The sequence below is a fragment of the Polycladomyces subterraneus genome (assembly GCF_030433435.1).
Classification (GTDB): Bacteria; Bacillota; Bacilli; order Thermoactinomycetales; family JIR-001; genus Polycladomyces; species Polycladomyces subterraneus.
On sequence record NZ_JANRHH010000037.1, the window covers coordinates 107049 to 133308 of the forward strand.

General features: G+C 53.6%; 25 protein-coding genes. 6 read left to right on the forward strand and 19 right to left on the reverse strand.

What is annotated here, in order from left to right:
• Positions 1-102 precede the first annotated feature (102 nt).
• The gene (locus tag NWF35_RS10615) at positions 103-852 is read left to right on the forward strand and encodes a TrmH family RNA methyltransferase (RefSeq protein WP_301239078.1); all 750 of its coding nucleotides are present in this window, start codon (positions 103-105) and stop codon (positions 850-852) included.
• Positions 853-1105: 253 nt separating this feature from the next.
• Positions 1106-1486, forward strand: coding sequence for a YhfM domain-containing protein (locus NWF35_RS10620; RefSeq protein WP_301239022.1), 381 nt, complete (start codon positions 1106-1108; stop codon positions 1484-1486).
• 155 nt (positions 1487-1641) lie between these two features.
• Here NWF35_RS10620 and hisIE read toward each other — a convergent pair whose 3' ends face one another.
• The 9 genes from hisIE to NWF35_RS10665 form a co-directional block, all read right to left on the reverse strand.
• Positions 1642-2286 carry a bifunctional phosphoribosyl-AMP cyclohydrolase/phosphoribosyl-ATP diphosphatase HisIE gene (hisIE, locus tag NWF35_RS10625; RefSeq protein ID WP_301239023.1) on the reverse strand — a complete coding sequence of 215 codons (645 nt, stop codon included), beginning with the start codon at positions 2284-2286 and terminating at the stop codon, positions 1642-1644.
• Positions 2265-3041: an imidazole glycerol phosphate synthase subunit HisF gene (hisF, locus tag NWF35_RS10630; protein WP_301239024.1), complete on the reverse strand. Its 777-nt coding sequence runs from the start codon at positions 3039-3041 to the stop codon at positions 2265-2267. The genes hisIE and hisF overlap by 22 nt, the downstream gene beginning before the upstream one ends.
• Complete coding sequence (gene hisA / locus NWF35_RS10635) at positions 3038-3784, reverse strand: 1-(5-phosphoribosyl)-5-[(5-phosphoribosylamino)methylideneamino]imidazole-4-carboxamide isomerase (protein ID WP_301239025.1); 747 nt, start codon at positions 3782-3784, stop codon at positions 3038-3040. The genes hisF and hisA overlap by 4 nt, the downstream gene beginning before the upstream one ends.
• Entirely contained in the window at positions 3781-4401 is a 621-nt protein-coding gene (gene hisH / locus NWF35_RS10640) for an imidazole glycerol phosphate synthase subunit HisH (protein ID WP_301239026.1), read from the reverse strand. Before hisH ends, hisA begins: the two co-directional genes overlap by 4 nt.
• Positions 4402-4403: 2 nt before the next feature.
• Positions 4404-4994, reverse strand: coding sequence for an imidazoleglycerol-phosphate dehydratase HisB (hisB, locus tag NWF35_RS10645; protein ID WP_301239027.1), 591 nt, complete (start codon positions 4992-4994; stop codon positions 4404-4406).
• Positions 4987-6279 (reverse strand): histidinol dehydrogenase, encoded by a 1293-nt coding sequence (gene hisD / locus NWF35_RS10650; protein ID WP_301239028.1) that lies wholly within the window; start codon positions 6277-6279, stop codon positions 4987-4989. Before hisD ends, hisB begins: the two co-directional genes overlap by 8 nt.
• A complete protein-coding gene (gene hisG, locus NWF35_RS10655) occupies positions 6276-6920 on the reverse strand; it encodes an ATP phosphoribosyltransferase (RefSeq protein ID WP_301239029.1) in 645 nt (214 codons plus the stop codon). Before hisG ends, hisD begins: the two co-directional genes overlap by 4 nt.
• Complete coding sequence (gene hisZ, locus NWF35_RS10660) at positions 6917-8095, reverse strand: ATP phosphoribosyltransferase regulatory subunit (RefSeq protein ID WP_301239030.1); 1179 nt, start codon at positions 8093-8095, stop codon at positions 6917-6919. Before hisZ ends, hisG begins: the two co-directional genes overlap by 4 nt.
• 139 nt (positions 8096-8234) lie before the next feature.
• The gene (locus NWF35_RS10665; protein WP_301239031.1) at positions 8235-8798 is read right to left on the reverse strand and encodes a non-canonical purine NTP pyrophosphatase; all 564 of its coding nucleotides are present in this window, start codon (positions 8796-8798) and stop codon (positions 8235-8237) included.
• 180 nt (positions 8799-8978) lie between these two features.
• Here NWF35_RS10665 and NWF35_RS10670 point away from each other — a divergent pair, with 180 nt between their 5' ends.
• The 3 genes from NWF35_RS10670 to NWF35_RS10680 all read left to right on the forward strand — a co-directional run bounded on the left by NWF35_RS10670 (position 8979) and on the right by NWF35_RS10680 (position 11408).
• Positions 8979-9125, forward strand: coding sequence for a hypothetical protein (locus NWF35_RS10670; protein ID WP_301239032.1), 147 nt, complete (start codon positions 8979-8981; stop codon positions 9123-9125).
• A gap of 231 nt (positions 9126-9356) precedes the next feature.
• Complete coding sequence (locus NWF35_RS10675) at positions 9357-10439, forward strand: quinone-dependent dihydroorotate dehydrogenase (RefSeq protein WP_301239033.1); 1083 nt, start codon at positions 9357-9359, stop codon at positions 10437-10439.
• A gap of 624 nt (positions 10440-11063) precedes the next feature.
• Positions 11064-11408: a hypothetical protein gene (locus NWF35_RS10680; RefSeq protein WP_301239034.1), complete on the forward strand. Its 345-nt coding sequence runs from the start codon at positions 11064-11066 to the stop codon at positions 11406-11408.
• 77 nt (positions 11409-11485) lie between these two features.
• On the opposite strand, the gene NWF35_RS10685 is transcribed toward NWF35_RS10680, so the two are convergent.
• From NWF35_RS10685 to NWF35_RS10730, 10 genes are all read right to left on the reverse strand, one after another.
• Positions 11486-15004: an efflux RND transporter permease subunit gene (locus NWF35_RS10685; RefSeq protein ID WP_301239035.1), complete on the reverse strand. Its 3519-nt coding sequence runs from the start codon at positions 15002-15004 to the stop codon at positions 11486-11488.
• Between the two features lie 244 nt (positions 15005-15248).
• Complete coding sequence (locus NWF35_RS10690; RefSeq protein ID WP_301239036.1) at positions 15249-15875, reverse strand: TetR/AcrR family transcriptional regulator; 627 nt, start codon at positions 15873-15875, stop codon at positions 15249-15251.
• A gap of 486 nt (positions 15876-16361) precedes the next feature.
• Complete coding sequence (locus tag NWF35_RS10695; protein WP_301239037.1) at positions 16362-16883, reverse strand: acyltransferase; 522 nt, start codon at positions 16881-16883, stop codon at positions 16362-16364.
• A gap of 240 nt (positions 16884-17123) precedes the next feature.
• Positions 17124-17786 (reverse strand): pyrophosphatase PpaX, encoded by a 663-nt coding sequence (gene ppaX, locus NWF35_RS10700; protein ID WP_301239038.1) that lies wholly within the window; start codon positions 17784-17786, stop codon positions 17124-17126.
• A 424-nt stretch (positions 17787-18210) separates the two neighbouring features.
• Positions 18211-19134, reverse strand: coding sequence for a prolipoprotein diacylglyceryl transferase (gene lgt / locus NWF35_RS10705; protein ID WP_301239039.1), 924 nt, complete (start codon positions 19132-19134; stop codon positions 18211-18213).
• A 191-nt stretch (positions 19135-19325) separates the two neighbouring features.
• Positions 19326-20357: an acyltransferase gene (locus tag NWF35_RS10710; protein WP_301239040.1), complete on the reverse strand. Its 1032-nt coding sequence runs from the start codon at positions 20355-20357 to the stop codon at positions 19326-19328.
• Positions 20358-20437: 80 nt separating this feature from the next.
• Positions 20438-21373 (reverse strand): HPr(Ser) kinase/phosphatase, encoded by a 936-nt coding sequence (gene hprK / locus NWF35_RS10715; protein ID WP_301239041.1) that lies wholly within the window; start codon positions 21371-21373, stop codon positions 20438-20440.
• 427 nt (positions 21374-21800) lie between these two features.
• Positions 21801-22910: an ABC transporter ATP-binding protein gene (locus NWF35_RS10720; protein WP_301239042.1), complete on the reverse strand. Its 1110-nt coding sequence runs from the start codon at positions 22908-22910 to the stop codon at positions 21801-21803.
• Positions 22911-23029: 119 nt separating this feature from the next.
• Positions 23030-24019, reverse strand: coding sequence for a PucR family transcriptional regulator (locus NWF35_RS10725; protein ID WP_301239043.1), 990 nt, complete (start codon positions 24017-24019; stop codon positions 23030-23032).
• On the reverse strand, positions 24016-24363 hold the full coding sequence (locus tag NWF35_RS10730) for a phage holin family protein (protein WP_301239044.1): 348 nt from the start codon (positions 24361-24363) through the stop codon (positions 24016-24018). Before NWF35_RS10730 ends, NWF35_RS10725 begins: the two co-directional genes overlap by 4 nt.
• A 365-nt stretch (positions 24364-24728) precedes the next feature.
• On the opposite strand from NWF35_RS10730, the gene NWF35_RS10735 reads away from it, so the two are divergent.
• Positions 24729-26252 (forward strand): gluconokinase, encoded by a 1524-nt coding sequence (locus tag NWF35_RS10735; RefSeq protein WP_301239045.1) that lies wholly within the window; start codon positions 24729-24731, stop codon positions 26250-26252.
• Positions 26253-26260: the final 8 nt, after the last annotated feature.

Sequence of the window (26260 nt, forward strand, 5' to 3'; positions counted from 1 at the left end):
AATAAAGCTTCTATTCAACCCGATCCGAGCAGCAAAGAGTATCAACAATATGGGAGAGGGGGGTAGAAGTTGCGAGTATCAACAGTCAGGTTCCAAGAGTTAATGAAAGAAAACGATTGTATACAAATGCTGCTGGAAACCGGTATAGTCCAGGAAAAAGAGCGCTGGATATTGGAAATGATTCGGCCTGAGCGGTTGATGCGATTGTTTCAGGTGTTGAATCAACGTACAAGATATATCTCGGTGTTGCTTGAGGCTGTTGATGACGGACACAACCAGGCAGCGGTTCTGCGGACTGCGGATGCCTTTGGTATCCAGAATATCTCCGTTGTCACCGGGAATCAACCGTTTGAACCGAGTAAGAAGATTACCCAAGGTGCCCATAAATGGCTAACGATCAAAAAGAAGCCAGACCTGCAAACAGCGGTGAAAGATCTGAAGTCGGAGGGTTATCAAATCTACGCTACTTATCTTGGGGATGGCGCGGTTCCGGTCGAGGAGATCGACCTTTCCAGGCCCACCGTACTCATTTTCGGCAACGAGCACAAGGGAATTTCGGAAGAAGCGGCCAACTTGGCGGACGGCAAATTCTACATTCCCATGTATGGCTTTGTGCAAAGTTTCAATATTTCCGTAGCAGCGGCGCTTGCCCTGCAGGAAGTAACGAAACGGGCCCGTAAAACGGCCAAAGAGCGCTATTATCTGACTGACAAGGAAAAGCGGGAGTTGTACCTGGAATGGATCTTAAAAACGCTTCGGCCGCAAACCCGGAAAAGGGTGCAAAAGAGATTGGAGATGTCAAAGCAATCGCTTGCCAATCTAGATAGCAGCAACCACAGATTAACAGGCTAAGATCACTGAAAAAGAACTGTCAAAAAATCCCGGCCTTCGAGCCGGGATTAAATTAAATAATGGGGAAGCGGGCATTCATCTGCCCGGTCTCTCTTTCCGTCAATCATTTCTTGGGTCGTAGTGAATGTGGATCGGCTCTAATCCCTCCTTTTTCACATGGAAGTGATCAATCATCTCAACAAAATTATTCCGAAGTGGAAATCAACAATCCGTTGGAACTTAAAATAAATTGATTTTAAGGAGTTAAATGGAAATGCGAAAATTTTCGTTGTTGGTATGTTTCTTCGTGATATTGCTTGCGTTAACGAGTTGTACCGCAGAAAAGCCCAGCGAAGTTATCATTCAAAAAGCGAATGGATATGAAACAACGATTAATGATGCTAATAAAATTGAAAAAATAATGACTATTGTTGGGGAAGTCAATTGGAAAGAAGGATCGACTCCAACAATGGCCAGAAACGAGGATGCCCGTTTCTGGATGAATGACGATAACAAAAAGAAAGAGACGTATCTTATTTGGTTTGGCAAATACGGAAATGCAGAATTAATAAGGGATTCTACAAAAGGATCTGCATATGGGACACTTACAGCGGATCAAGCAAAACAGTTAAAAGAAATATTACTCGGTTCTTGATTCGCTCTGCGCGAGTCGTTTCAACATCCCTTATGATCGGAATGATGTATGTGGATCAAGATGCGATGTCATCGTTGTGATAATCCGTGTCAACATGGTGTTTCGCAAGAAAAACAACCCCCACCATCGTACAGATGGTGGGGTACTTGCATCCACTATTCCTTCTGATCGGCATACCGCCCGCGCAATTCGGCCAATACGTCGTCCAACGGCAGTTTGGCTTGCCGGAGCAACACCAACAGATGGTACAGCAGATCAGCCATCTCGTACCGCAATTCCTCATGCGATTCGTTTTTGGCGGCGATGATCACCTCTGCTGCCTCTTCGCCCACTTTCTTCAGGATTTTGTCCAGTCCTTTTTCAAACAGATAGGTGGTGTAGGAGCCCTCCGGGCGTTCCGCCTCACGCCGGGCAATGAGGGATTCCAACCGGTTGAGGATGTCAAAACGATCCGTTGTCGGTTCTTCCCCGGATGGATTGACGGTGCCAAAACAACTGACGGCGCCGGTGTGGCAGGCCGGTCCGTTGGGAATCACCTTGACCAGCAAGGAGTCCCGGTCACAATCCCACTGGAGAGAAACGACGCGTTGTCTATGACCCGACGTTTCCCCTTTGTGCCAGAGCGATTGGCGCGAACGGCTCCAAAACCAGGTTTCCCCCGTTTCAATCGTTTTCTTCAACGCGGTTTCATTCATATAGGCCAACGTCAATACTTCCTTGCTCACCGCGTCCTGGACGATGGCGGGGACGAGGCCACGGTCGTCCCATCGGATCGCGCTTACGTCGATTTGACCGTCCACCGCACGTTCACTCCTTTGTCCGCCAAATACCGTTTCACTTCTTCAATGGAAAGCTCCTGATAGTGAAAGATGGACGCTGCCAATGCCGCATCCGCTCCCGCCTCTGCAAAAGCCTCATAAAAATGGTGTGCCTCCCCGGCCCCGCCGGAAGCGATGACCGGCACGCGTACCGCTTCGGCCACCACGCGGGTGAGTGCCAAATCGTAGCCATCCTTCTGTCCGTCCTGATCCATGCTGGTGAGCAGAATCTCGCCAGCTCCCCGCTCGACGGCTTCCTTGGCCCATTCGACGGCGCGTTTGCCCGTTTCCCGTCTGCCGCCGTGCGTGTAGACGAACCAATCGTCCCGGTCGGGATCGTATTTGGCGTCGATGGCGACGACGATGCACTGGCTACCGAACCGGCGGGCGCCGTCTTCGATCAGCTGGGGATTCAAGATGGCAGAAGTGTTGATCGACACCTTGTCCGCACCAGCACGGAGGAGCCGGAACATGTCCTCCACCGAACCGATGCCGCCTCCGACCGTGAAGGGAATCGTCAGTTGCGCCGCTGCGCTTTGCACCACGTCGATCATCGTCTTGCGCTCCTCATGGGAAGCGGAGATGTCCAGAAAGACCAGTTCATCCGCGCCTTCCCGGTCATACAGACGGGCCAGTTCTACGGGATCTCCGGCATCGCGCAGCTGTTGGAAGGAAACCCCTTTGACCACGCGTCCGTCTTTCACATCCAAGCAGGGAATGATCCGTTTGGTGATCATGGGGTTGCCTCCTCGCCTTCAACGGCACGAACTGCCTCGCGCAATCGGATGTCACCGGTATACAGCGCCCGCCCCACGATGGCTCCGGCCACGCCCTCCTGTTGGTAACGGGCCAATTCCACCAGATCAGAGGTGTCCCGCACGCCGCCGGATGCGATCACCTGCTTGCCGCAAGTACGGGCCAGCGAGCACACCGCTTCGACGTTGGGACCTTGCAGCGTGCCATCCCGAGAAATATCCGTGAAAATAAATGTTTCCGCACCGTGTCTGGCCATCTCCACCGCCAGTTCCTCTGCGCTCACTTCAGCCGTTTTCAACCATCCATGGGTGGCGACGCGCCCCTCACGCGCATCGACACCCAATGCGATCCGGTCCCCGTAGTCTGCCAACACCGCTCGAACAAACTCCGGATCATCAATGGCAGCGGAACCGATCACCGCCCGCTGTACACCGATGGACCACAAACGCTCCAGCCGCTCACGCGTGCGCACTCCTCCACCTACTTGCACCGGAATGTCCACCGCTGCCACAATGGCACGGATCACGTCTTCGTTGACCGCTTCACCGGAGCGTGCCGCATCCAGATCCACCACGTGCAACCAGTGTGCTCCCTCACGAGCAAACTGCCGTGCCACTGCGACGGGATCTTGGGCGTACACCGTTTCCGCATCGTAATCGCCTTGGTATAGGCGGACACATCGTCCGCCGCGCAAATCAATCGCCGGATATACGACGAAACTCATACCATTCCCACCTTTTCCTGACAGCGCTCGGCAAATCGTTTCAACAGGGCCATACCCAAATCGCCGCTTTTTTCCGGATGAAACTGCATACCCACGATATGGCCGCGACCCACAATCGCCGTGACCGGTCCGTGATAATCCGTCACCGCCCACACGTCCTCGGGATTGTTCGCCTGAACGTGATAGGAGTGGACAAAATAGACGTGCCCTTCCTCAATGCCGCTGAAAAACGGATGCGGCCGGTCAAACGACAACCAGTTCCAACCCATGTGCGGCACTTTCATCTCACCGGTAAACGGCACCACATGGCCCGGCAACAAGTTCAATCCTTGATGGTACCCATGCTCCTCACTGCTGGTGAACAGCAGTTGCATCCCGAGACAAATGCCCAACAGCGGTTTGCCTCCCAATGTCTCCTCGCGGATGACGTCGTCCAAACCACGCTCTCCCAGTTCCCGCATCGCGTCGCCGAACGCACCCACCCCGGGGAGAATCAGCGCGTCGGCTCTTCGGAGCACTTCGGGATCTTCCGTTACCGCGTATTCAAATCCCATGCGTTCCAGTGCCTTGCTGACACTGTGCAAATTGCCCATCCCGTAATCCACGATGGCAATCATCGTTACAGCACTCCTTTGGATGAAGGTACGCCTTTGACGCGCGGGTCGATCTGGGTCGCCTCATCCAACGCCCGTCCCGCCGCCTTGAACAGCGATTCGATCATATGGTGGGTATTGCGTCCGTAATGCAGGATGATATGCAGGTTCATCCGAGCTGACAGCGCCAACTTCCAGAAAAATTCATGGACCAATTCGACGGTAAACGTACCGACCCGTCGATCGGGGAATTCAGCCCGGAACTCCAGGTGCGGACGATTGGACAGATCGACGACCACCTGACCCAACGTCTCATCCATCGGGACAAACGCGTTGCCGTAACGGCGAATGCCTTTCTTGTCCCCCAGCGCTTCCGCCACTGCCATCCCCAAACAAATGCCGATGTCCTCCACTGTGTGGTGATCGTCGATGTGAATGTCCCCGCGTGCGGTCACTTCCAGGTCAAACAGGCCATGTTTGGCGAACAGGTCCAACATGTGCTCCAAAAAAGGGACGCCGGTATCCAATTGTGTCTGGCCCGTCCCGTCCAGATTGAGCCGGACCACAATGTCCGTTTCGTTGGTTTTTCGTTTGATTTCTGCTATTCGCTCACGCATCGTTTTCACCCTTTTCCTTCCGTTCCAGCCGCACGCGGATCGAAGCCGCATGGGCTCCCAACCCCTCGCCCTCAGCCAGGCGCACCACATGCGATCCATCCCGGAACAGGGCTTCACGGCTGTACGCAATCACGCTCGATTTTTTCACGAAATCGTCCACACTGAGCGGCGAAGAGAAACGCGCCGTCCCGTTAGTTGGCAGTACATGGTTGGGCCCGGCGAAATAATCGCCCACAGGCTCGGGGCTGTACGGTCCGAGGAAGATCGCCCCGGCGTTTTTCACTTTGCCGATCCAGTCCCAAGGCTGCTTCACCATTAGTTCCAGATGTTCCGGAGCCAAACGATTGGCAGTGGAGATCGCCTCTTCCATGTCGCTCGTCACGCAAATGGCCCCTTGCTCCCGCAACGACTGCGCGGCGATCTCCCTGCGTTCCAACCGTTCACACTGCTGCACCAATGCCTGCGCCACACGCTCGGCCAATGCGGGCGACGGTGTGATCAACACTGCCGAAGCCATCGGATCGTGTTCGGCTTGGGACAACAGATCCGCCGCCACCCATTCCGGATCGGCAGTTTCGTCAGCGACGACCACGATTTCACTCGGCCCGGCGATCATATCAATGTCCACATCACCGAACACCATCTGTTTGGCAATCGCCACGTAGATATTGCCCGGCCCGACGATTTTGTCGACGGGACGGATCGATTCGGTTCCATACGCCAATGCGGCAACTGCCTGTGCACCGCCCACTTTCCAAATCTCCGTCACACCGGCTTCCTTGGCGGCGACCAGAGTGGTAGCCGGGATACGTCCATCCCGGTCGGGAGGCGTTATCATCGCAATTTCCTCTACACCCGCCACCTGTGCGGGAATGGCATTCATCAATACGGAAGACGGATAAGCGGCACGTCCCCCCGGAACATAAATACCGACCCGTGCGAGCGGTCGAATCAATTGCCCCAGTATGGTGCCGTCCGATTCGGGATGAAACCATGACGTCTGCCGCTGACGCTCATGGTAGCGACGTATGCGCTCCGCCGCCTCTCTGAGGGACGCGAGCCACTCTTCCGTTACTTCACGGTAAGCGGCCGCGATTTCCTCCTCCGTCACGTCCAGCCGCGTCAGATCGGCTCCATCAAACCGACGCGTGTATGCGAGCAAAGCCCCATCGCCACCGTTACGCACTTCATTTAATATGGTGCGCACCGTCTGTCGCTGTTGCTCCGTTCCCTTGTCCACGGACCGGCGGGTGCTCAGCTCCCCTGGCTTCACAATTGCGATCATCGCACGCCCCCTCCTTGACGAACCGTGTCGGCCAACGAGCGGGTCAAGGAATCAATCCGTTCGCTTTTCATGCGGTAGCTGGACCGATTGGCGATTAGACGCGAGGTGACGGTCGTGATGGTTTCCAGTTCCACCAGTCCGTTTTCTTTCAGGGTGCGCCCGGTAGAGACGATATCCACAATCCGGTCGGCCAAACCGATCAAAGGGGCCAGCTCGATCGAACCGTTCAACCGGATCACTTCCACTTGCTGTCCACGTTCGCGGAAATAACGGTCGGCAATGCGGGGATATTTTGTCGCCACCCGTGGATGCAGTGTCGGTTGCCAATCCGGCAAACCGGCGACGGAGATCCGGCAGGGACTGATGCGCAGATCGAGCAGCTCGTACACGTCCCGCTCCTCTTCCAACAACACGTCCTTGCCCACCACGCCCAGATCAGCCGTACCGTACTCCACATAGGTCGGCACATCCATCGGTTTGGCGAGGAAAAAGGAAAGGCCGGCTTCCGGAACGGTGACGATTAATTTTCGTGAATCCTCGCTCAGCTCGTCCGGAATGGGAAAACCAGCTTCCCGCATCAGGTGGACGGCTTCCTCAAAAATTCTTCCTTTCGGCATCGCGATCGTCAACATGTCATTCATCGTCCTTCCTCCTCCCCGATGCGGATCACTTCGTCAAATAACGCCAACCAATCGTCCGACGGATGTCCGCCTTGGTCATTCCGCCACTGCAACACGACATGGTGTCCCTGTTCGCGCATCCGCTCGGCGACACGGATCGCTTCCGAGCGTCGCGAACGGTCATACAGAACAGCCACTCGCCGCTCCTGCGGTTCTATCACACCGCCTGCTTCCATGACACGATCCAGCTTCACCGCAAACCCCGTCGCTGGTAGCGGACGGTCAAACCGCTCCAGCAACCGATCGTAACTGCCCCCGCTCAAGACGGGAAATCCGAGTGAAGCCGTATATCCTTCAAAATAAATGCCCGTATAATAACCCAAACTGCCAACCAACCCCAGATCCAGCACCACGTACGGCGTCACGCCGAAATCGTCGATCGACGACCACATGGCCGAAAGCCGCTCCACCGCCGCCTGTGTCTCCGGCGATGATGTCACCAAGTTGATCGACATCAACTCCGACGGATTTCTCCGCACCTGGAGCAACGAGGTCAGTTCCCGTTTTACCGAATCGGGCAAGGAAAATCGCTCCAACAAATCGAAAAACCCGACGACATTGCGGGCTCCCAACGATTCCTTCAGCTCATAGACCGCATCTTCATCCGCCACTGCTTGCCGCAGCACGCCATCCAACAAGCCCACATGACCCACGGCCAATTGAAACGCGTCCAAACCGCATGCCCGAATCGTTTCCACCGCAAGCGCGATCACTTCCGCTTCTGCTTCGGGCGAAGCCTCCCCGACAAGCTCTACACCAGATTGGAAAAACTCGGCATTGCGACCCGCCGATCGTTCCTGCGCCCGAAACACGCTGCCATGGTATAACAGGCGAAGCGGTACGGGCACTTCCCGCAACACGGACCCCACCACGCGTGCGATCGGTGCGGTTTGGTCGGGACGCAGCACGAGCGTTTTTCCTTCCCGGTCGATCAGCTTAAACAGTTTCTCTTCGGGAATGGCACTGGCGCGACCCACGGTGTCATGGTACTCCAGCGTCGGCGTAATCACTTCCTGGTATCCCCAACGCTCAAAACACCGATGAATCCGCTGTTCCACCGCGCGTTTCTTCGCCGCCAATGAAGGCGGAAAATCACGAAATCCGGTCGGTTTTTCAAATTCCCGCGGTTTTGGCATCCCATTCCACTCCCAGCGATACTTTAGTTTGCTAATAAATTAAAGTGCTCGTTTTTCTGGTAGTGTAACACCGACATCCATCAGCGTCAATCCCCCAAGTGGAGCGTTTGGCGATCTCTTTTGATTACAATGGATCACATCACGCTTGATTCAACAACCATTCCGCCATTTGCTCCAGTGCGCGGCAGCGATACGAATACTTCATTTGTTCTTCGGGTGTCATCGCTCCCAACACCCGCGTTTCGCCGTCGGGAATAAAGATGGGATTGAAAGGCAAGCCCGGTTCCGGTCGGATATCGTCGGGAATCGGATCGAGAATGCGTCCGGATGTCCTTGCGGCAAACACACCGGTTTCCCCGTCCCAAGAAACAGCGATACAACCTTCAAACCAAGCCGTCCGATCTTCCCCTTCCAATAGTTTTCTCACTCCGCGGTAACCAATCCGGTCAAACACCCTTTTGGTCAACACACCGGGGAAATGGTCGTACGCAGCGAAAAAGATCCCGGCGTCATCTACCATGACACGGTCATATCCCATCCGGCGAATTTGTCGCAGCTTTTCCAGTGTCACTGTTTCAATTTCCCCACTGGAAGGCTCCCACAAATCGACCGGTAATCCGATCACTTCGATCCCAAACCGAGACAGCACCCGTTTTGCTTCTGCCAATTTCCCTTCATTTTGTGTGGCGAATTGCAACTTCACTTCCCATTCCTCCGTTCCCGTACCATTATAAAGGATGGCGGTCGGTGTATGGGCAAAAAACCGTCATACCCAAAGGACGATACTTTTTTTATACTTGAGAGGGAAATCACGGTTACCATCCCCGGCTCGGCATTTTTCATGTCCATCACTTAAAAACCATTGAAACGGAGGAGGGAGAACATGAGCTCATTGGCCCATCTCTTCATCCTGATCGGCATCATCTTAGAACTGGCCGGTGCGTTTTTCCTGCTCCGAAGAAACAGCGCCGGATGGGAAGCGGTAGTTCTGGGGCTGCTCTGCTTGCTGGTCGGCTTTCTGGCCCGTTGACGAATCGACAAAGTCACCGATTGGATCTTTTTCCACTCGTCCCTTTGGATAAGGTATGTAGAATTCCACTTAACCCGCTTCGCGATTCGGTTCTCCATAGCTATACCCTGGTTGCCTGAAAAAAGGCCACTTTGTCTGAGCCGTCCTTTACGCTTCCGTTTTGAGTGCTTCTCCTCCTGAAAATGTGGTATCCTACCATACGAAACCCTGACCGGAAAGGACGCGAGTGCCTTGTATGCAACATGGAGAAAATGGCTGTTTCGATTGGATCCGGAAACTGCACACGAGTGGACAATACGCAGTTTGCAGGCCTTACAGTCCGTCCCTGCAATTCTTACCGCTGTCGAACGCCGCATGTGCGTAAAGGATGATCGGCTCGCCGTCCGTTGCTGGAATCGCGTATTTCCCAATCCCGTCGGTCTGGCGGCCGGGTTCGACAAACACGCAGGCGTATACCCGGCACTGGCCGCTTTCGGCTTTGGATCGATCGAGGTAGGGACACTCACCCCGCGACCCCAACCGGGCAATCCGAAGCCACGCCTGTTCCGACTGCCGGAAGACGAGGCCATCATCAATCGGATGGGCTTCAATAACAGCGGTATCGAACATGCGGCCCGATCATTTGTCAGTCTTCCCCGTCCCGCCGTTCCCATCGGCATCAATTTGGGTAAAAACAAGGACATTCCCAATGAACAGGCAGCCAATGACTACCGAATCGGCTTGCGTACGCTATACAGGTACGGCGATTATTTCGTCATCAACATCAGTTCACCCAATACCCAAGGATTGCGTGATCTCCAGCAGGTGAATGCTCTGGACCGACTGTTGGACAAGGTGATGGAGGAAAAACGGCAACTGCAACAAAAAACGGGCGAAGAGCGTCCCATTCTGCTCAAGGTGGCCCCCGACATGCCGCTGGATATGTTGTCCGACATGGTACGGATTGGGTTGCAACACAGAATCAACGGATTCATCGCCACCAACACCACGTTGGCCCGGGAGGAATTGAAAAACGCACATGCCGGAGAAACAGGCGGCTTGAGCGGAAAACCACTCCGTCGCAAATCCACTGAATTTATCCGACACATCTATCGGGAAACCGAGGGTAGTGTCCCTATCATCGGGGTTGGTGGTATCTTTACCGGTGAGGATGCCTATGAAAAAATCCGGGCTGGCGCCCGGCTGGTTCAGGTGTATACCGGCATGATCTACCGCGGTCCCGGTATCGCGCGGGAGATCAATCAAACACTGATCCGCCTTTTGGAACGCGACGGATTGGATTCTATTGAATCTGCCGTCGGAGTGGACGTGTGAGTCACCTATTTCGAAAGGACAAAATCATTTTTGGTTCCTTTTTTTAAAGGAAAATGGATGAAGCTGTTGAAGATAGCCACTTTCCCTCCACCTAGTGTTAAGTGGCTAGGACGGAATGGAAGGGAAGGATCACCCCTACTAACCCGCTTTGTTGTGAAAAACCGTCAGAGGCTGCGAAGCACCGATTCACTCGAAGCTTAATTATCAATCGCGCTTCGAGTACAAAAAAATAACCCACTTGCAATGGTGGGCAGGTTGTTGACGATTTTCCGTCTTCAGCTTCCGTATCACGCTGGCCGTAAGCAAAGACATAAAGCAAAAAGGATCGCTTTCCCACTCTAAGATAAATTCCGTTGCAGAACTCCTCACAGCAAAAGAGTTCAAAAATCCCAAGCGGGACGTTGCGATTAGCCTCATCATCGGTGTTGTGGTCATATTGTGATGTATGCTGGCATTGATTATAATGTGGTCAGCCATAAAAGAAAAAGAACAGACGGCCAACCCAACTAATCCAACCCAACAAATCGACAGCCACCCCCCAAATTTGTCAATATAAAAGAGGGAATATCCCGTCTTTCTGTCGAAATCCGGTATCATGACACCTTACTAAAGAGAGGCGAACCCATGATGGAGGACAGGAAACGATCCGCCCGATTCGGTTACGCTTGTTTCGTGACCGTCACGGGGGTCGTGTTGGGATTGTGGGGAACATGGAGTGACCTGGATCCGCGTGTCCCCCGATTCCTTCCCATCTTCCTCACGGAATGCACATTGTTGCAAGTCGTGCTGACGCTCCCGCCACTTCTCGTCCGACGCCCATCGATTCAACCGTTGGCTCTCAGCGGGGCATTCGCCACCGGCATTTTCGCTCTTTGTGTCGACCCTTGCCACTGGTTCATCCCTAGTTTTCTGATCATGACCGGGGGATATTACGCCCTCGATCAAACCGACACGTCATCCATACGATGAAGCGGCGGCCGTTAGGATAGCGGGGAGCGGCAATCATTAGCCGCTCCTGTTTATTATGCTAGTCGATTTGTGTATTCCTACCCCGTCTTCGCTTCCGGACGCCGATTTCGCGTCAACCGGTCTCTCACCCGTGTAAGAATGCTGTACATAATCGGAACGATAAAGAGGGTCAGCAGGGTGGAGGAAGTCAACCCTCCGATCACCACAACGGCCAATCCCTGTGAAATGAGTGACCCTTCACCATAACCCAGACCCAGCGGCAACAGGGCGAACACGGTGGCCAGTGCCGTCATCAGAATCGGTCGCAACCGGGTACCGGCCGCTTCCAGGAGCGCTGAACTGATGTCCAGCCCGCGTGCGCGTTGTTGCTGCACCCGATCGATCAGCACGATCGCATTGGTGACAACGATCCCGATCAGCATCAGCGCCCCAATCATAGCGGATACACTGATCGGTTGATCCGACAAATACAAACCGACCAATCCGCCGATCACAGCAAACGGCAGGGAAAACAGGATTGTGAACGGGGCAGTCGCTTCGCCAAAGGTAACGATCATCACCAAGTAGACGGCGGCCACAGCCACTACCATGGCCACACCCAGCTGGGCAAAGCTTTTTTGCATCTCCTCCGTGTCGCCCCCCAGCGTTACCTTCACGCCAGACGGCAATTTCATCCCGTTAATGATTTGCTGTACTTGCCGTGACAGTGCCCCCGTGTCCTTGTCAATCACGTCACCGGATACCTGGGCATACTGGGAGCCGTTCTCTTTTTGAATGGTGACGGGCCCCTGCTCAACCCGGACAGAAGCTATATCTCCCAATTTGACCATCTTGCCTGTCGGGGTCAATAATTGAATGGCTTTCAATCGCTCAACAGAGTACAGGTCCTTGTTTTCCAACCCCAGTTTGATCTCCTCAGTCTGGTTCCCTTTCTCCAGCTCACCTATTTTGTCCGCCTGCAACAACCCGCGAATCGACATCGCCACCTGCATCGGCACCAAACCGTGTTGGGCCGCTTTGGCCTGATCGACATGGACGGAAACCAGTTCTTTTTGTTCGCTCAGGTTGTTGGTCACGTTGGTGAGGCCACTCACTTTCTTCATTTTGTTCGTCAAGATGTCGGCCGTTTTTCGGATGTCCTCCATTCGTTCCCCTTTGATGATCGCAACGATCTGGCTGGAAGGCGGTCCGATGCTTTTCACTTCCAATACCTGCAGTTCACCGTTTCCCTTGATTTTCCCCAAGTCAGTCCGCACTTGGGACAAGAAACGATCCATGTCCGTATCCGGATCGAGGTTGGCAAACAGAGACACCTTGTTGGTGCTGCCGATCGTACCGTCCCCTGCCAGTTGTCCGCGCAAGTTGCCTACGGTCGTGGACACTTGCTTAACTTGAGGATAGGTCCGCAGCTTTGCTTCCAGCTTCCGGGCCTGGGCATCAGTGGTACTCAAATCGGTACCGGGCGGCAATTCCAGTTTCACTTGCACAGCTTTGTCCTTGTTGGACGGGAGAAAACTGGTTCCAACCAACGGGATGAGGAACAGGCTGGCAAAAAGTGCCAAGGCGGATACAGACAGGACCACTCCTCTGTGATCCAAAGCCCATGCCAATGCCCGTCGGTACCCGGCAGCCATTCCACTTTCCTTCTCCTTGAAGCGTTGCCGTTTTCCTTTGTTCAACAGCATCAGTTTCGCCATCAGCGGAACGACCGTGACAGCGACGATCAGTGAACAAAGAAGGGCAAACACCACCGTCAGCGCAAATGGCAAAAACACTTTGCCTACAATACCACTGACCAATCCCAACGGTACGAATACTGCCACCGTCGTCAGGGTGGAAGATGTAATGGCCGCCCCCACTTCCTTGGTGGCATAGATGATTAAATCCACGGTCCGATCGCGGTTTTTCATCAGGTGACGGTAAATGTTTTCAATTACAACGATGCTGTCATCCACCACCCGCCCGATGGCGACAGCCAAACCGCCGAGGGTCATCACATTCAATGTGATGTCCGCCTGTTTGAGCAGTATCAGTGTGGCCAACACCGAAAGCGGAATCGAGACGACGGCAATCAATGTTGTACGGAAATTGCGCAGGAACAACAGAATCACAACGGCTGCAAACAGTGCGCCCAACAAGCCTTCCCGCACCATGCTTCGAATCGACGCTTTCACCGCTCGCGACTGATCAAACAGCAATGTGAACTGTACATTGGGATCCTGCTTTTTCAGCGTCTCCAGCTTGGCCGAGACCGCTTCAGCCGCTTCCACGATATTGCCGTCGGGGTCCTTTATCAACTCGATGTTGACCGACGGTTTTCCGTTCATGCGCGTAATCATGGTGCTGTCTTGTCGCGATTCGCTGATGTCGGCGATCTCGGACAATTTCACCGTCTGAATTTTTGCTTCCTTGATCTTTGGTTTGCCGCTTGTTTTCACTTGTTCGCCCATTCCGCGCGGAACTCCGCCTGCGGGCGCTCCCTTGGATTGCGGCATCTGCTTTTGCATTTGACTCAGCTGTGCATTGAGCTGTTTCAACGATTGCATCTCGGCGGCCACTTTCGGTTTCAAAAGCGCTACCTGCGCAGCCGCTTCCTGATCCTGCGGGTTTTGTTTGAGTCGCATTTCCGCGGCGTTGAGTGCGATTTGATCCCCCAGCAGCTGCGCCTGCAATTGCTGTGCTGCTTGTAAGATCCGCACTTGAGCCTGCAACAGCCCCACACCTTGGCCCACTTCACCCAATCCCTGGCCCAGTTGACCGACTGACTGACCCAGACCGCCGACAGCCTGCCCCAATCCCTGCATGCCTTGGCCGATCTGATTGAAGGCCTCCTCCATCCCTTCCTGTGGATTGGGTTGGATGGTGAGGCGTAGATTTTTCAATTGATCAACGGACGTAATCTTCTGATCCACCCGTATTGGCAAATCCAACAGCCCGGACGGCAATTCGCCCACCGGGATGGAAACATTGCTCGCCTGGAGCGCTTGCTGGACCTGTTGCACCGTTAGATTGTACTTTTTCAGCTGATCCTGTTTCAGTCGGACATACACAGCTTTGGGTCCCTGTCCCTTGATCTGCACCTGACCCACGCCGTCAGCTGTTTTCAGGATGGGCTCGGCCGTTTCCTTCACCCATTTTTCCAGTTCTTCCGGGTTTTTGGTTTGGCTTGTCACCCCTAGGATCATGAACGGAAAAGTATTGAATCCGAACCGGCTGAACGACGGTTTCATCGCCCCGTCCGGCAGGGAGACGCGGTCAACCGCTTCCTGCATCTCCTGCTTCGCCTTGTCCAGATCCGTGTCGAAATCATACTCCACGACCACAACTGACGTACTGTCCGCCGACACCGAACTGATCTTCTTGGCTCCGGTAATCCCCTGCAACGATTGCTCGATCGGCTGTGTCACCTTTTGGTCCACATCCTGCGGCGACGCTCCCGGATACGGCGTGATCACCACAATGACCGGGAACGTGATGTCGGGCATCGCCTCCATTTTCAGCTGAGTTGCCGTATACAGTCCGCCGAAGGTGACCAGCAGGACCAGGATCAGCACGGCAGCCGTGTTTCGCAGGGAGAACCGCGTCAATACGCTCACACGTGCCCCTCCTTTGACTAGAGCGTGTTTGGTGATGATGTCCAATTACTTTCCCTGCTCACTCCATCTGCGCCCTCTAGGAAGCAGGTCATGGCCGCTCCAACCCGGAGTGCAGGAAGCGGGCAAAGCGCGTTTCGCTTAGAGAAAATTGCCCGCGATGCGCTTTCCGGGTCTTCGCTCGGCCGGGCTAAGGTATTTGCTCACCCGGCCTCACGGAAAGACCAGACACACCCTCATGTGCCAGTCAAACACTGTCTGTTCTTCCATCCGTTTTCACCAGGCCGAACAACGTAATCTCCATCAACGGCTCAATATGCTCCGGTGTAATCATGTTTTCGTTATCGAGTGCGCCGAACAATACACTGAAAAACATCCGTTCAGCCACCCGAGGTTCCACATCGCGCAGTTCCCCCTTGCGAACCCCCTCTTCGATCAGACAGCGAAAAGGCATAAACATGTATTGCTCGTAGAGAGACATCACTTCTTCGGCTTCATTTGGAAATACAACACGCAGATTACGAGAGATGGTAGTGTGGAAATAGGTGATTTCTGGATGTTGCAGTGCCAGTACACACATTTCTTTCAAATATCGCGCCAGCCGTTCGGCAACGGACAAATCGGCGTCCAAAATACCCTTCGCCCGCTCCTGCCATGCCTCCAACGTACGACGGATGAGTGTCAAAAACAAATCCTTCTTGTTGCGGAAGTAATAATAGATCAGTCCGCGTCCCAGGCCTGCCACGCGGGCAATCTCCCCAATCTCGGCTCCGTGGTACCCCCGTGCGCGATATACTTTCAATGCGGCATCCAGTATCTGCTGAATGCGCTTTTCCCGTATGGCCGCGTTTTGCTCGGGCCTTCGTGGCGACATGGCTCCACCTCTTTCTTATAGACTGACACATATGTCAATTTAATTTTATTTCCGTTTACACCAGTGAGTCAATTAAAACAACTGTGAGTATTTTGTGTCGCCAACAGTTTGTGGCTTAGTCCGATAAACGAAAAAAGAGGCCGCTGATCCACTCAGCAGCCCCACGGAAATGTGAAACACAATCGCCTAAGCTAACGTTGTATGGAATATATTTCTCGATATTGGCGGGTGAACCCGATGGAGATCAAACAGACAATAGAGATGGAAGCGCCGATTGATAGTGTATTCCAGTTCGTAACCAGCTTAGAGAAAACGATGAAACACTACCCGGAATTCAAGGAAATGCATTGTGATCAATTTGAAAAAAGGGGGAACCATTTTTGCCACAGGTATGGGTTGGGCGGTTTAGACTGGCGTGAAGTGAAAGTTAATAGAGTTATATCTTGGTAGTCTCGATGTCGATGTTGATGTGTATGAGCCCCATGTTTAACAGGTACCGGGCGGATCGCTCAGGGAATGCTCTCCCTCCCGCCATCGGATGAAACGCGCCGGATTGCCCGCGACAAACGCTCCCGCCGGGACATCCTTCGTCACGACCGAGCCGGCGCCGACCACCGCCCGATCTCCGATCCGTACCCCCGGCAGGATGGTGGTGTTGGCGCCGATCATCACATGATCACCGATCTCCACATCGCCGATCCGATACTCCTCTACCAGATATTCATGTGTTAACAGGGTCGTGTTGTAGCCGATGATCGTGTTGTTACCGATACGAATCCGTTCAGGGAACAAGACATCTACCACCACTTTGAGTGCTAGGGCGGTTTTATCGCCAATCCGCATCCCCAAGAATGTTCGGTATACCCAGTTTTTAAAGCCGAGGTGCGGATTGTATCGATTCAATTCACCAATGACCACATTGCGCAATACCTTCCAAAAGGAAACCGTCCGGTATAGTTGCCACAGAGCATTGCTGCCCTTGACGGGAAAACGTTCCGTACGCCGCAAATTCGCTCCCCCTTTGCCCAAGTCCTACGGATAGCCGCTGTCTCCCGCTTTCCTTACGATCTCGGTGTCCTTTTCCCCCAACACCCGCATATTTCCAATTGCTTCGGGTGGCCGGTTTCCTCTCTCTTAATCACTGCATTCAAAAGGCACTCATGCCGAAACCGGATCCCCCTTACTCGCATCTGCAGATGAACGGATACACTCTGTCCCTTCTTCTGGAAGTCAGTCTTTTACACAAGATCAGGATGTCCCTTTCGAACCGATTCCGGCCAAAGGCAACAAATCCTCCGGCGAATCCAGCACGTAATCCGGTTCCAACGCTTTCAATTCCACCGGATCATGCATACTCCAACCCACCAGCGCAGAAGCCACTCCGGCTCGCTTGCCCGCCATCAGGTCGTATTTGCTGTCTCCGACCATCAATGTTCGATCAGGTTTCCCGTGAAGCCGTTTCATCGCTGTCAATACAGGATCGGGGTGCGGCTTGGCCTTCTCCGTTTCGCCAAAACAAATCACGGTCTGCATCAGTTTCTCCACTCCCAGCAACCGCAATCCCATCTCGGCCGTCTTGCGCTGTTTGTTGGTGACGACCCCCATTTTCACACCCGCGTCCGCCAGAAGATGCAGAACCTCCACCACACCAGGAAATGCACTCGCATACTCGTCGTGGTGTTGGATATTGTGCTCCCGATAGGTATGTACCATCACCTCGGCTTGATCCGGGTCAAACCGACGCATCTGATCGATAAGTGGTTCCCCCATGTACCGGATGACGTCTTCGCGAGTGTATTTCCCCGGACAATGCCGTTCCAACGTGTGCATGAACGATGCGAGAATCAGTTCGTGTGTGTTGATCAACGTGCCATCCAAGTCAAACAGCATGACGGTATACCGTTTGGTCACCTGGTTCATCCCCCTTTGTAAAAAAGACTCGCTCCGCTTGGAGCGAGCGAGACTGTTGCCAAAAACCCTGCGGATGAGCCATATCCCTGATCGAGTTCCCCGCGGCATGAATCTAGGGCGTGTCTGGTCATTCCGTAAGGGAGCAATGGTTTCCCAGGAGAGCGACTGACCAAGCCCTGAATGAGCGAATACTCGGGAAGCACAGGATTGAAATCGCGGCCAATTTCCTCAAAGCGAAGCGTACTTTGCCCACGACCTGCGCTGATCGGGTCGGAGCGGTCATCATCTGCTTCCCTGCATGGCATAGGTGGAGCGAGCCGGGAAAACGATGCGGGCAGTATTCACCAGACACACCCAAGTTCAAGATTGTGGGTCCAATTGACAGGTTCATCGTCGCTAATAACCGGGTCCCGTATCGCGCAGATTACTCCGCCCGGCTGACAGATGCGTCGGTGATCTCCGCCTTCGAAAGATACGGTTCCGTATTTCCTCGCATCCGCCGAACGACGATCAACAGGATACCGGCCAACACCAACGTGACACTGACCAACTGGGCGATGCGAATGTTGCCGTCCATCATCATGCCCGGTGTGAACTTCACCGTCATCGGAGTCCAAAGCAGATTGAGCAGGTGAGCGAGCCAGTCCGGTCCATTGAACGTCAGGCTGTCCGTACGCAGTCCCTCGATGAAGAAACGGCCCATCGAATACCAGATCAGATAGCTGAAAAAGACTTCACCCCGCCGCGGATTCCATCTCTGAAGGAGAAACAGCAGGAGAAAGCCGACAAAATCCCAGATGGATTCATATAAGAATGTCGGATGGTAATAGACGCCTTGAATGTTCATCTGCTGGATGATCCAGTCAGGCAAGTGCAGGCTCTGCAAAAATGCGAGACTGACCGGCGAGCCGTGCGCCTCCTGGTTGATGAAATTGCCCCACCGGCCGATCGCTTGTCCCAAAATAATACTGGGTGCCACGATGTCGGCAAGATGGAGATAGCGTACCGCCTTTTTTTTCACGAAGAAATAACCGGCAATCAATGCGCCGATCAATCCGCCATGGATGGCCAACCCGCCTTTCCACACAGCGATGATGTCGGCCGGGTGCAGGGCGTAATAATCCCATTCAAACAGCACGTAATACAGACGCGCGCCGACGATCGCGGAAGGAATCACCCAGATCATCATATCCAGGAACAGTTCGCTGTCCAATCCATGCCGTCTTCCCTCTCGAATGGCCAACCAGAGTCCGATCAGGGCAGCTGTGCCCATGATGATGCCGTACCAATGGACTTGCAAAGGGCCGAGGGAAAAGGCGACAGGATCGATGACCATGGCCAAGTGCATGTGTGTGTCGCGCTCCCTTCTCAGTAACGTATCCGTTCTCATTTGGATCTCGATGACGATGCAATGATCGTCTCGTCATCCGCTATGTTCGCTTTTACCATTTTACCGTACTTCTACGGCAAATGAAAATGAACGGGTGATTAAAAAAAGCGCCCACCGAGTGGGCATATATTCCGGCTACGCTTTCACCGTCACTTCCCTTTCAGCAACTCACCGTACGGCATCTGGCTGATCACCCACACCATCATCCAAGACAGTCCCGTCACCGCCACCAGCATAAACGAAAACTCCTGCCAGGAAGCTTCAGGAAACAAATGCGGCGTAACGCGGCTCAACAGGTTGAGCAAAAATGGGTGGACGAGATACAACCCGTAGGAGTATCGCCCCAGTACCGCGACCCACGACCGTTTCCACCGTTCCCCCAGCTGAAACCACAAGATCAATGAAGTGATGGAATAAATCGAGACAGTGAAGTTGTAAAAACCGAACCGCCTGCGAAAAAAGCTCTCGGCCAACGTCAGGATGACCATTGATCCAAAGATGAGAGAGACGCCCGTCGTCGACAATCGATCGATCATCCGTTTCAGCCGATCTACTCGTTGGCCCAACCACCCGCCCAGACAAAAATAAAAAAGCCACGTCGGAAACAGAGAAATCGCGTTTTCCGTGTATTCCTCGCTCCATTCTGGACGACCAGCGCCGTCCCACCATGTCATCGCTTCCGATAGTGCATACACCATCAGTGCCAAAGCCACCATGGTGAGACCGCCGAACCGGCGAAAGCCCCAGAACAGGACGGGCAGAATCAGGTAAAACTGCACCATCACAAACACGAAATAGAGATGATAGTAAGCGCGCCCCGTCAACAGCGCCATCACGAAGTCCTCCGCTGTATGCGGCGCCGTCTCGGGATGAAATGTCCACGCGTACGCAACATAAAATACGGACCAAATGAGATAGGGAACCAGGATGAAACGGGCGCGCTTTTTCATAAATCGTGTCATTGAAAATCCGGAGCCATAATACCGGTGAAACAAAAACAATCCCGACAGCATGAAGAAAACGGGTACGCTAAACCGGCTGATCTGGTTGATCGCCAGGTAGATACCGCCGTCGGTAGTCGGCACTGTATCCCGCAAACTGAATGCTGTCACATGAATCAAAATGACCCCGAGGATGGCAATCCCCTTGATGAAATCAGCTTCCCGGATTCGTGTTTCCATGGTGTGAAACCCCCATCCACCAAAATTCCGGGCGCCTGTCTCTCAGGGTCTCTTTTCCCTATACAGGGATAATCAAACGTCTAATCCAATTCATCGGCATCTTCAATTGCTTGACCCAATTTTTGCGCAAATTGTTGAGCGGCGTTGTATCCCATCCGCTTCAGCCGGAAATTCATTGCGGCCACTTCGACGATGACCGCCAGGTTCCGCCCGGGTCGGACCGGCACAGTCAGCTGCGGAAGCTCGGTGTCGATGATGCGGATTCGTTCTTCATCCAGTCCGAGGCGGTCATATTGCCGGTTTTCCTGCCAGTTTTCCAGCTTAATCGCGAGAGAGATTTTCTTGTATTCCCGAACAGCCCCCGCTCCGAACAACGTCATTACGTTGATGATGCCCAACCCGCGGATTTCCAGCAGGTGACGGATCAACTCCGGCGCATGCCCAACCAACTCATCCTCTTCGGTCTGCATGATTTCCACCGCATCATCAGCCACCAGCCGGTGTCCCCGTTTGACCAGCTCCAGTGCGGTTTCGCTTTTGCCGATCCCGCTGTTGCCCATGATCAGGACACCCACACCATATACGTCGACCAATACGCCGTGGACGGTGGTGGTGGGTGCCAGACGCTTCTCTAGATAGTTGGTCACTTTGCTTCCAAATTTGGTGGTAGCCATGGATGTGCGCAACACCGGAATCCTTTTCTCTTTAGCCGCCTCCACTAATTCTTTGGGGGCACTCATATCCCGGGTGATGCAAAAGCATGGAGTCGATTCGTGGCACAATCGCCATAACCGATCCTTCCGTTCTTTCTCGGTGAGGCCGTTGATAAACGTCAATTCGGTTTTCCCCAACAGCATCAGCCGCTCAGCGGGATAATAGGTGAAAAAACCCGCCAATTCCATTCCGGGTCGGTATAAATCGCTCACCGTTAGCGGGCGCTCCAACCCTTCCCAACCGCAGATGACGTCCAAGTTGAATTGCTGGACCAGCTCTTTCACCGTAATCGTTTTGCCCATGACTTTCCCCTCTTTTCCTCATTCCACGAACAGCAACGGCGGGATGTTCCATCCATTTCCCGCCACCGTTTTGTCAACAGTGTAGCATGTTCCCAAGGTGGACGCCACCAGCCGTGATCCGAATATTTTCCAAATGCCTTCTCGAAATAACAAGCCGTTTCCCAAGCCAATATGGGAAACGGCTAATACACTAGTGGAAGCAAGCTTGCGAGAAAAACTTCTTGCAGATCGGGCGAGAGACTTGTTCCACACGGCTAGAGCATATATGGTGATAATGTCCAATTGCTCTCCCGGCTCGCATCACCTTCGCCCGCAAGGAAGCAGGTGATGGCCGCTCCGCCCCCGTGTCCGATGCTCGCTTTCATCCCAACCCTGAAAGCTGGTTGTTCCCGCATACTCTTTAGAACCTGCACTTCACACCGCCAGATTACAACACCGTCTGTTCCGTTTCTTTGTCAAAGATGTGCATTTTGTTCATATCGAAGGCCAATTCCACTTCGGCTCCCGGCGCAAAGTTGGTTCGCGGGCTGACGCGGGCGGTGACCCACTTGTCGGCAATGCCACTCAGATAGAGGTACATTTCCGCCCCCATGTTCTCGGCCACTTCCACTTTGGCCCGGAAGGTGCTGTCCGTGGAAGACTCTACAAACAGCGGCTCATCATGAATGTTTTCCGGACGGATACCGAACACCACTTCTTTGCCGACATATCCCTTTTCACGCAACAGCTTGGCTTTGCCCTGTGGTACTTTCACCTGCAATGCCTGAGTGCGGAAATAGACGTCCCCAGCTTCTTCAAACAACGCTCCGTCAATGAAGTTCATCGCTGGCGATCCGATGAATCCCGCGACAAACATGTTGGCAGGGTTGCTGTAGATTTCTGAGGGCGTATCCGCTTGCTGGATCACACCGTCCTTCATGACGACGATTCGGTCGCCCATCGTCATCGCTTCGGTTTGGTCGTGGGTGACATAAATGACAGTGGTTTCCAAACGTTGATGCAGTTTGCTGATTTCCGTGCGCATCTGCACGCGCAATTTGGCATCCAAGTTGGACAACGGCTCATCCATCAGGAATACCTGAGGTTCCCGAACGATAGCCCGACCCAACGCCACCCGCTGGCGCTGACCGCCGGAGAGTGCCTTGGGCTTCCGGTCGAGCAAATGTTCGATATCAAGAATCCGAGCCGCCTCGCGCACCCGTTTGTCGATTTCCTCTTTTTTGAACTTGCGCAGTTTCAATCCGAACGCCATGTTTTGGTAAACATTCATGTGCGGATACAAGGCGTAGCTTTGGAATACCATCGCAATATCCCGATCCTTCGGCGGCACATCGTTGACCAAGCGATCCCCTATGTAAAGCTCTCCTTCGGAAATTTCCTCCAACCCAGCGATCATCCGCAATGTGGTCGATTTCCCGCAACCGGATGGACCTACCAATACCAAAAATTCCTTGTCCTGAATGTCCAGATGGAAGTCCTTCACTGCCGTCACATCGCCGTAACGTTTATACACATGATTCAACCGGACCTGTGCCATCTTCGTCCCCTCCAGTGAAAGCGCTGTCTTAACTTGATTGTAACGAAAGGAACTGATCACAGGCCATGGTCAAACCGCACAAAATTCGTCGCTATTGTTTGAACAATCCGCCGAAAGGGTCATTCCTCATGTACCTCTGTCGGCGTCAATAGCAAGACCGTATACATATATACCGCATCTTCGAATCGTCGGGCATCCAGCCCGGTTTCCTGCTTCAGTCTCTCCAGCCGATAGAGAAGCGTGTTCCGGTGTACATACAGTGCTCGGGCTGTCTCACTCAAATTCAAATTATGACGAAACAATGCTGTCAATGTCTCCCTGATCTCCCCGTCCTCCCAAAACGGTGACGGAGACTGCATCAACCACCGACGGACGACATCATCCGGGATTTCCGTCAATAACCGCTCCAGCCGGGCATTCCAGGTGGCAATCACCGTCCGTTGAGGGTGGAATCGCCGCCCCAGCCGCCAAGCAGTTCTCAATTCTTTCAGCGCAACCGGCAATTGATCGGGATGGAACAACGGCGGATGGATCACAACCGTCACTGTCTCTCCGATCTCGGCTGCAGCCACCTCAACCAACCCTTCTCCGGCCCGGTACAACTCCTCGGTCAGTGCGGTTTCCTCTTCCGATTGAATGAGAGAAACCGGTACCATTACGAGTAACTCTCGCTCCCGCATCGGTATCAGCCAAGCCTGCTGTTCAAAATAGGATTCGAGGACGGCCAGATCCGACAACGGGAAAGCCACCTTCGTATGCACGACCAACAATGGAACACGCCCCTCCCAGTCCCGCTCCAACAGCTCGCCCGGCACTGGCGTATCCGGGTCACGTTCTGCGTCGCGCAACCACCGCGCAACTTTTTCCGCAAATCCTTCTCTTTTGGCGATCGGTTCATTTTTATGGGCCCATTCCGATAACAACGCGGAGATCAGTAACCGCTCGCGTTCTGTCAACGGAGAAGTGACCTCCAGCGACAACCGTTCGTCTCCGGGAATGGGGATGTATACATGTTGGGGGTTTCGGTCTTCTCCCGTGCGCACGATGCGAACCTCCGCCCCCAGCATCTGCCGGAGGCGAAGCGCCCATGCCGCCCACTTTTGATTCATCGGGCAATCCCTTTCCAAATGATGTTCAGCACCCAAGAGACCAGGCTGACGAAGATCGCACCCAAAATCGCACCGAGAAAGCTGGTCACGTAAAATCCTTGGATGACATGTCCCACCAGCCAAAAGAGAAATCCATTGATGATAAATGTGAACAACCCCAGTGTCATGATGTTGAGCGGCAACGTCAGGATCACCAGAATCGGACGGATCAACGCATTCACAATTCCCAACACCAGTGCGACGAGCAACGCCGTACCATATCCCTTCACCTCAATACCGGGTACCCACATCGCAGCCAAAAAAACGGCCAAACCATTGATCAACCATTTGATAATCCAGCCCACGCGGAGTCCTCCTTTTTCGGATTGCTACCGTATATATTCTACCCTTCCGGGGATTGTGGGGACACGTTTTTTTACCTTATTCCCGGAACGATCCAATGTTGAACATTTTTCGGAAAATACGCTTAATGATAAACAAACACGGATAGGGAGTGAGAGGATGCGGTTATGAAATCGAATGATGAAACGCAGGTTGGCGATTGATTTATGTTTAATTTCATAATATTAAATTATAATCATCTTAACCCAAGATTCGAAAGAAAGGGTATTGCCAATATGATAACGTTTCCATTATCCTTTGATTACAGAAACAGGCCATCCTCTGTTCCATGCAACCAGAGGCTCGATCTACCCACAGGAGGTTTGTTATGACTTCTCCATCTGTCGTCATCGGTGTAGACATTGGCACGACTAGCACCAAGGCAGTTGTTTTCGACTTTTACGGAAACGTTTTGGGACTAGGTACCACGGGCTATCCACTGATTCAACCACATCCCGGTTGGGTGGAACAAGACCCTGATGAGATCGTGCAAGCTGTATTGAACAGTGTGAGAACGGCTGTCGATGCGGCCGATATCTCCCCGGAAAAAGTAACCGCCGTCGGATTCAGCGCGGCGATGCACTCTTTGATCGCCGTGGATACGGACGGAAACCCACTCACCCGTGCATGGATCTGGGCGGACAACCGTGGGGCAGAACAGGCGGATCAGTTGCGAACCCTTCCGTTTGGTCATGAATGTTACCGACGATCAGGAACGCCCGTTCATCCGATGTCCCCACTGGTTAAGTTATTGTGGATGAAGGAACAAGAACCGGACTTATTTCGACGAGCTTCCAAATTCGTCTCGATCAAGGAGTACTTATGGTATCGAATGTTCGGATGTTGGGCCGTAGATGCCTCTCTCGCTTCCGCTACGGGACTGTACAATCTCTCTACCCGCGACTGGGACCCGGACATCCTGCACTTCATCGGCATCGCACCGGATCGCCTCTCACCCGTCGTTCCTCCGGCGGAGGTCTTTACAGGATTGCAGCGGGATTGTGCGCAACGGATGGGCCTCTCTCCCGACACCCCGTTCGTCATCGGTGCCAGTGACGGCGTTTTGGCCAATGTGGGTGTTGGAGCGATTCAATCGGGACAATTGGCCGTCACTGTGGGAACGAGTGGTGCGGTCCGGACGGCTGCTTTCTCTCCAGCGACCGACGAAAACGCTCGCACGTTTTGTTATGCATTGACAAATGATCGATGGGTGATCGGCGGGGCTACCAACAGCGGTGGAGACATCTTGCGCTGGCTGTCGGAATCCGTGTTCAAGGGCGTCTCAGACTCGGCTTCACCCTCTGTCGACCGCCTGCTGTCCCTTGCCGAATCATCTCCACCCGGCGCTGATGGATTGCTGTTTCTCCCTTTTCTGACCGGAGAGCGCGCCCCCTATTGGGACCCTGATGCCCGCGGAGCTTGGGTGGGTTTGCGTTTACATCACCAAACCGCCCATCTGGCACGGGCGGCATTGGAAGGTGTGACGTTCACCCTGCGGGCCATCACCGATGCCGTGCGTGACGTGAGCGGCACGCAAGCGGAATCGATCCGTGCTTCGGGTGGGTTCGTCCGATCCCCGTTTTGGTTGCAACTGACAGCAGATATATTGAATGCCACTGTCGAAGTGCCGGAAAACAAGGAAGCTTCAGCGATGGGAGCGGCCGTATTGGCTTTAACGGCCATCCGGGAGATGGACGATTTGTCCCGTGTGAATGAGTGGATTCGCATCACGCGGCGCATGTACCCGGATCCAGAACGGGTACGACTGTACCACAAATGGTTTCCGTTGTTTGAAGAAACCTACCGTCGTTTGCGACCGTCTTTTCAAACATTATCTCAATGGCAACGATAGGAGGAGAT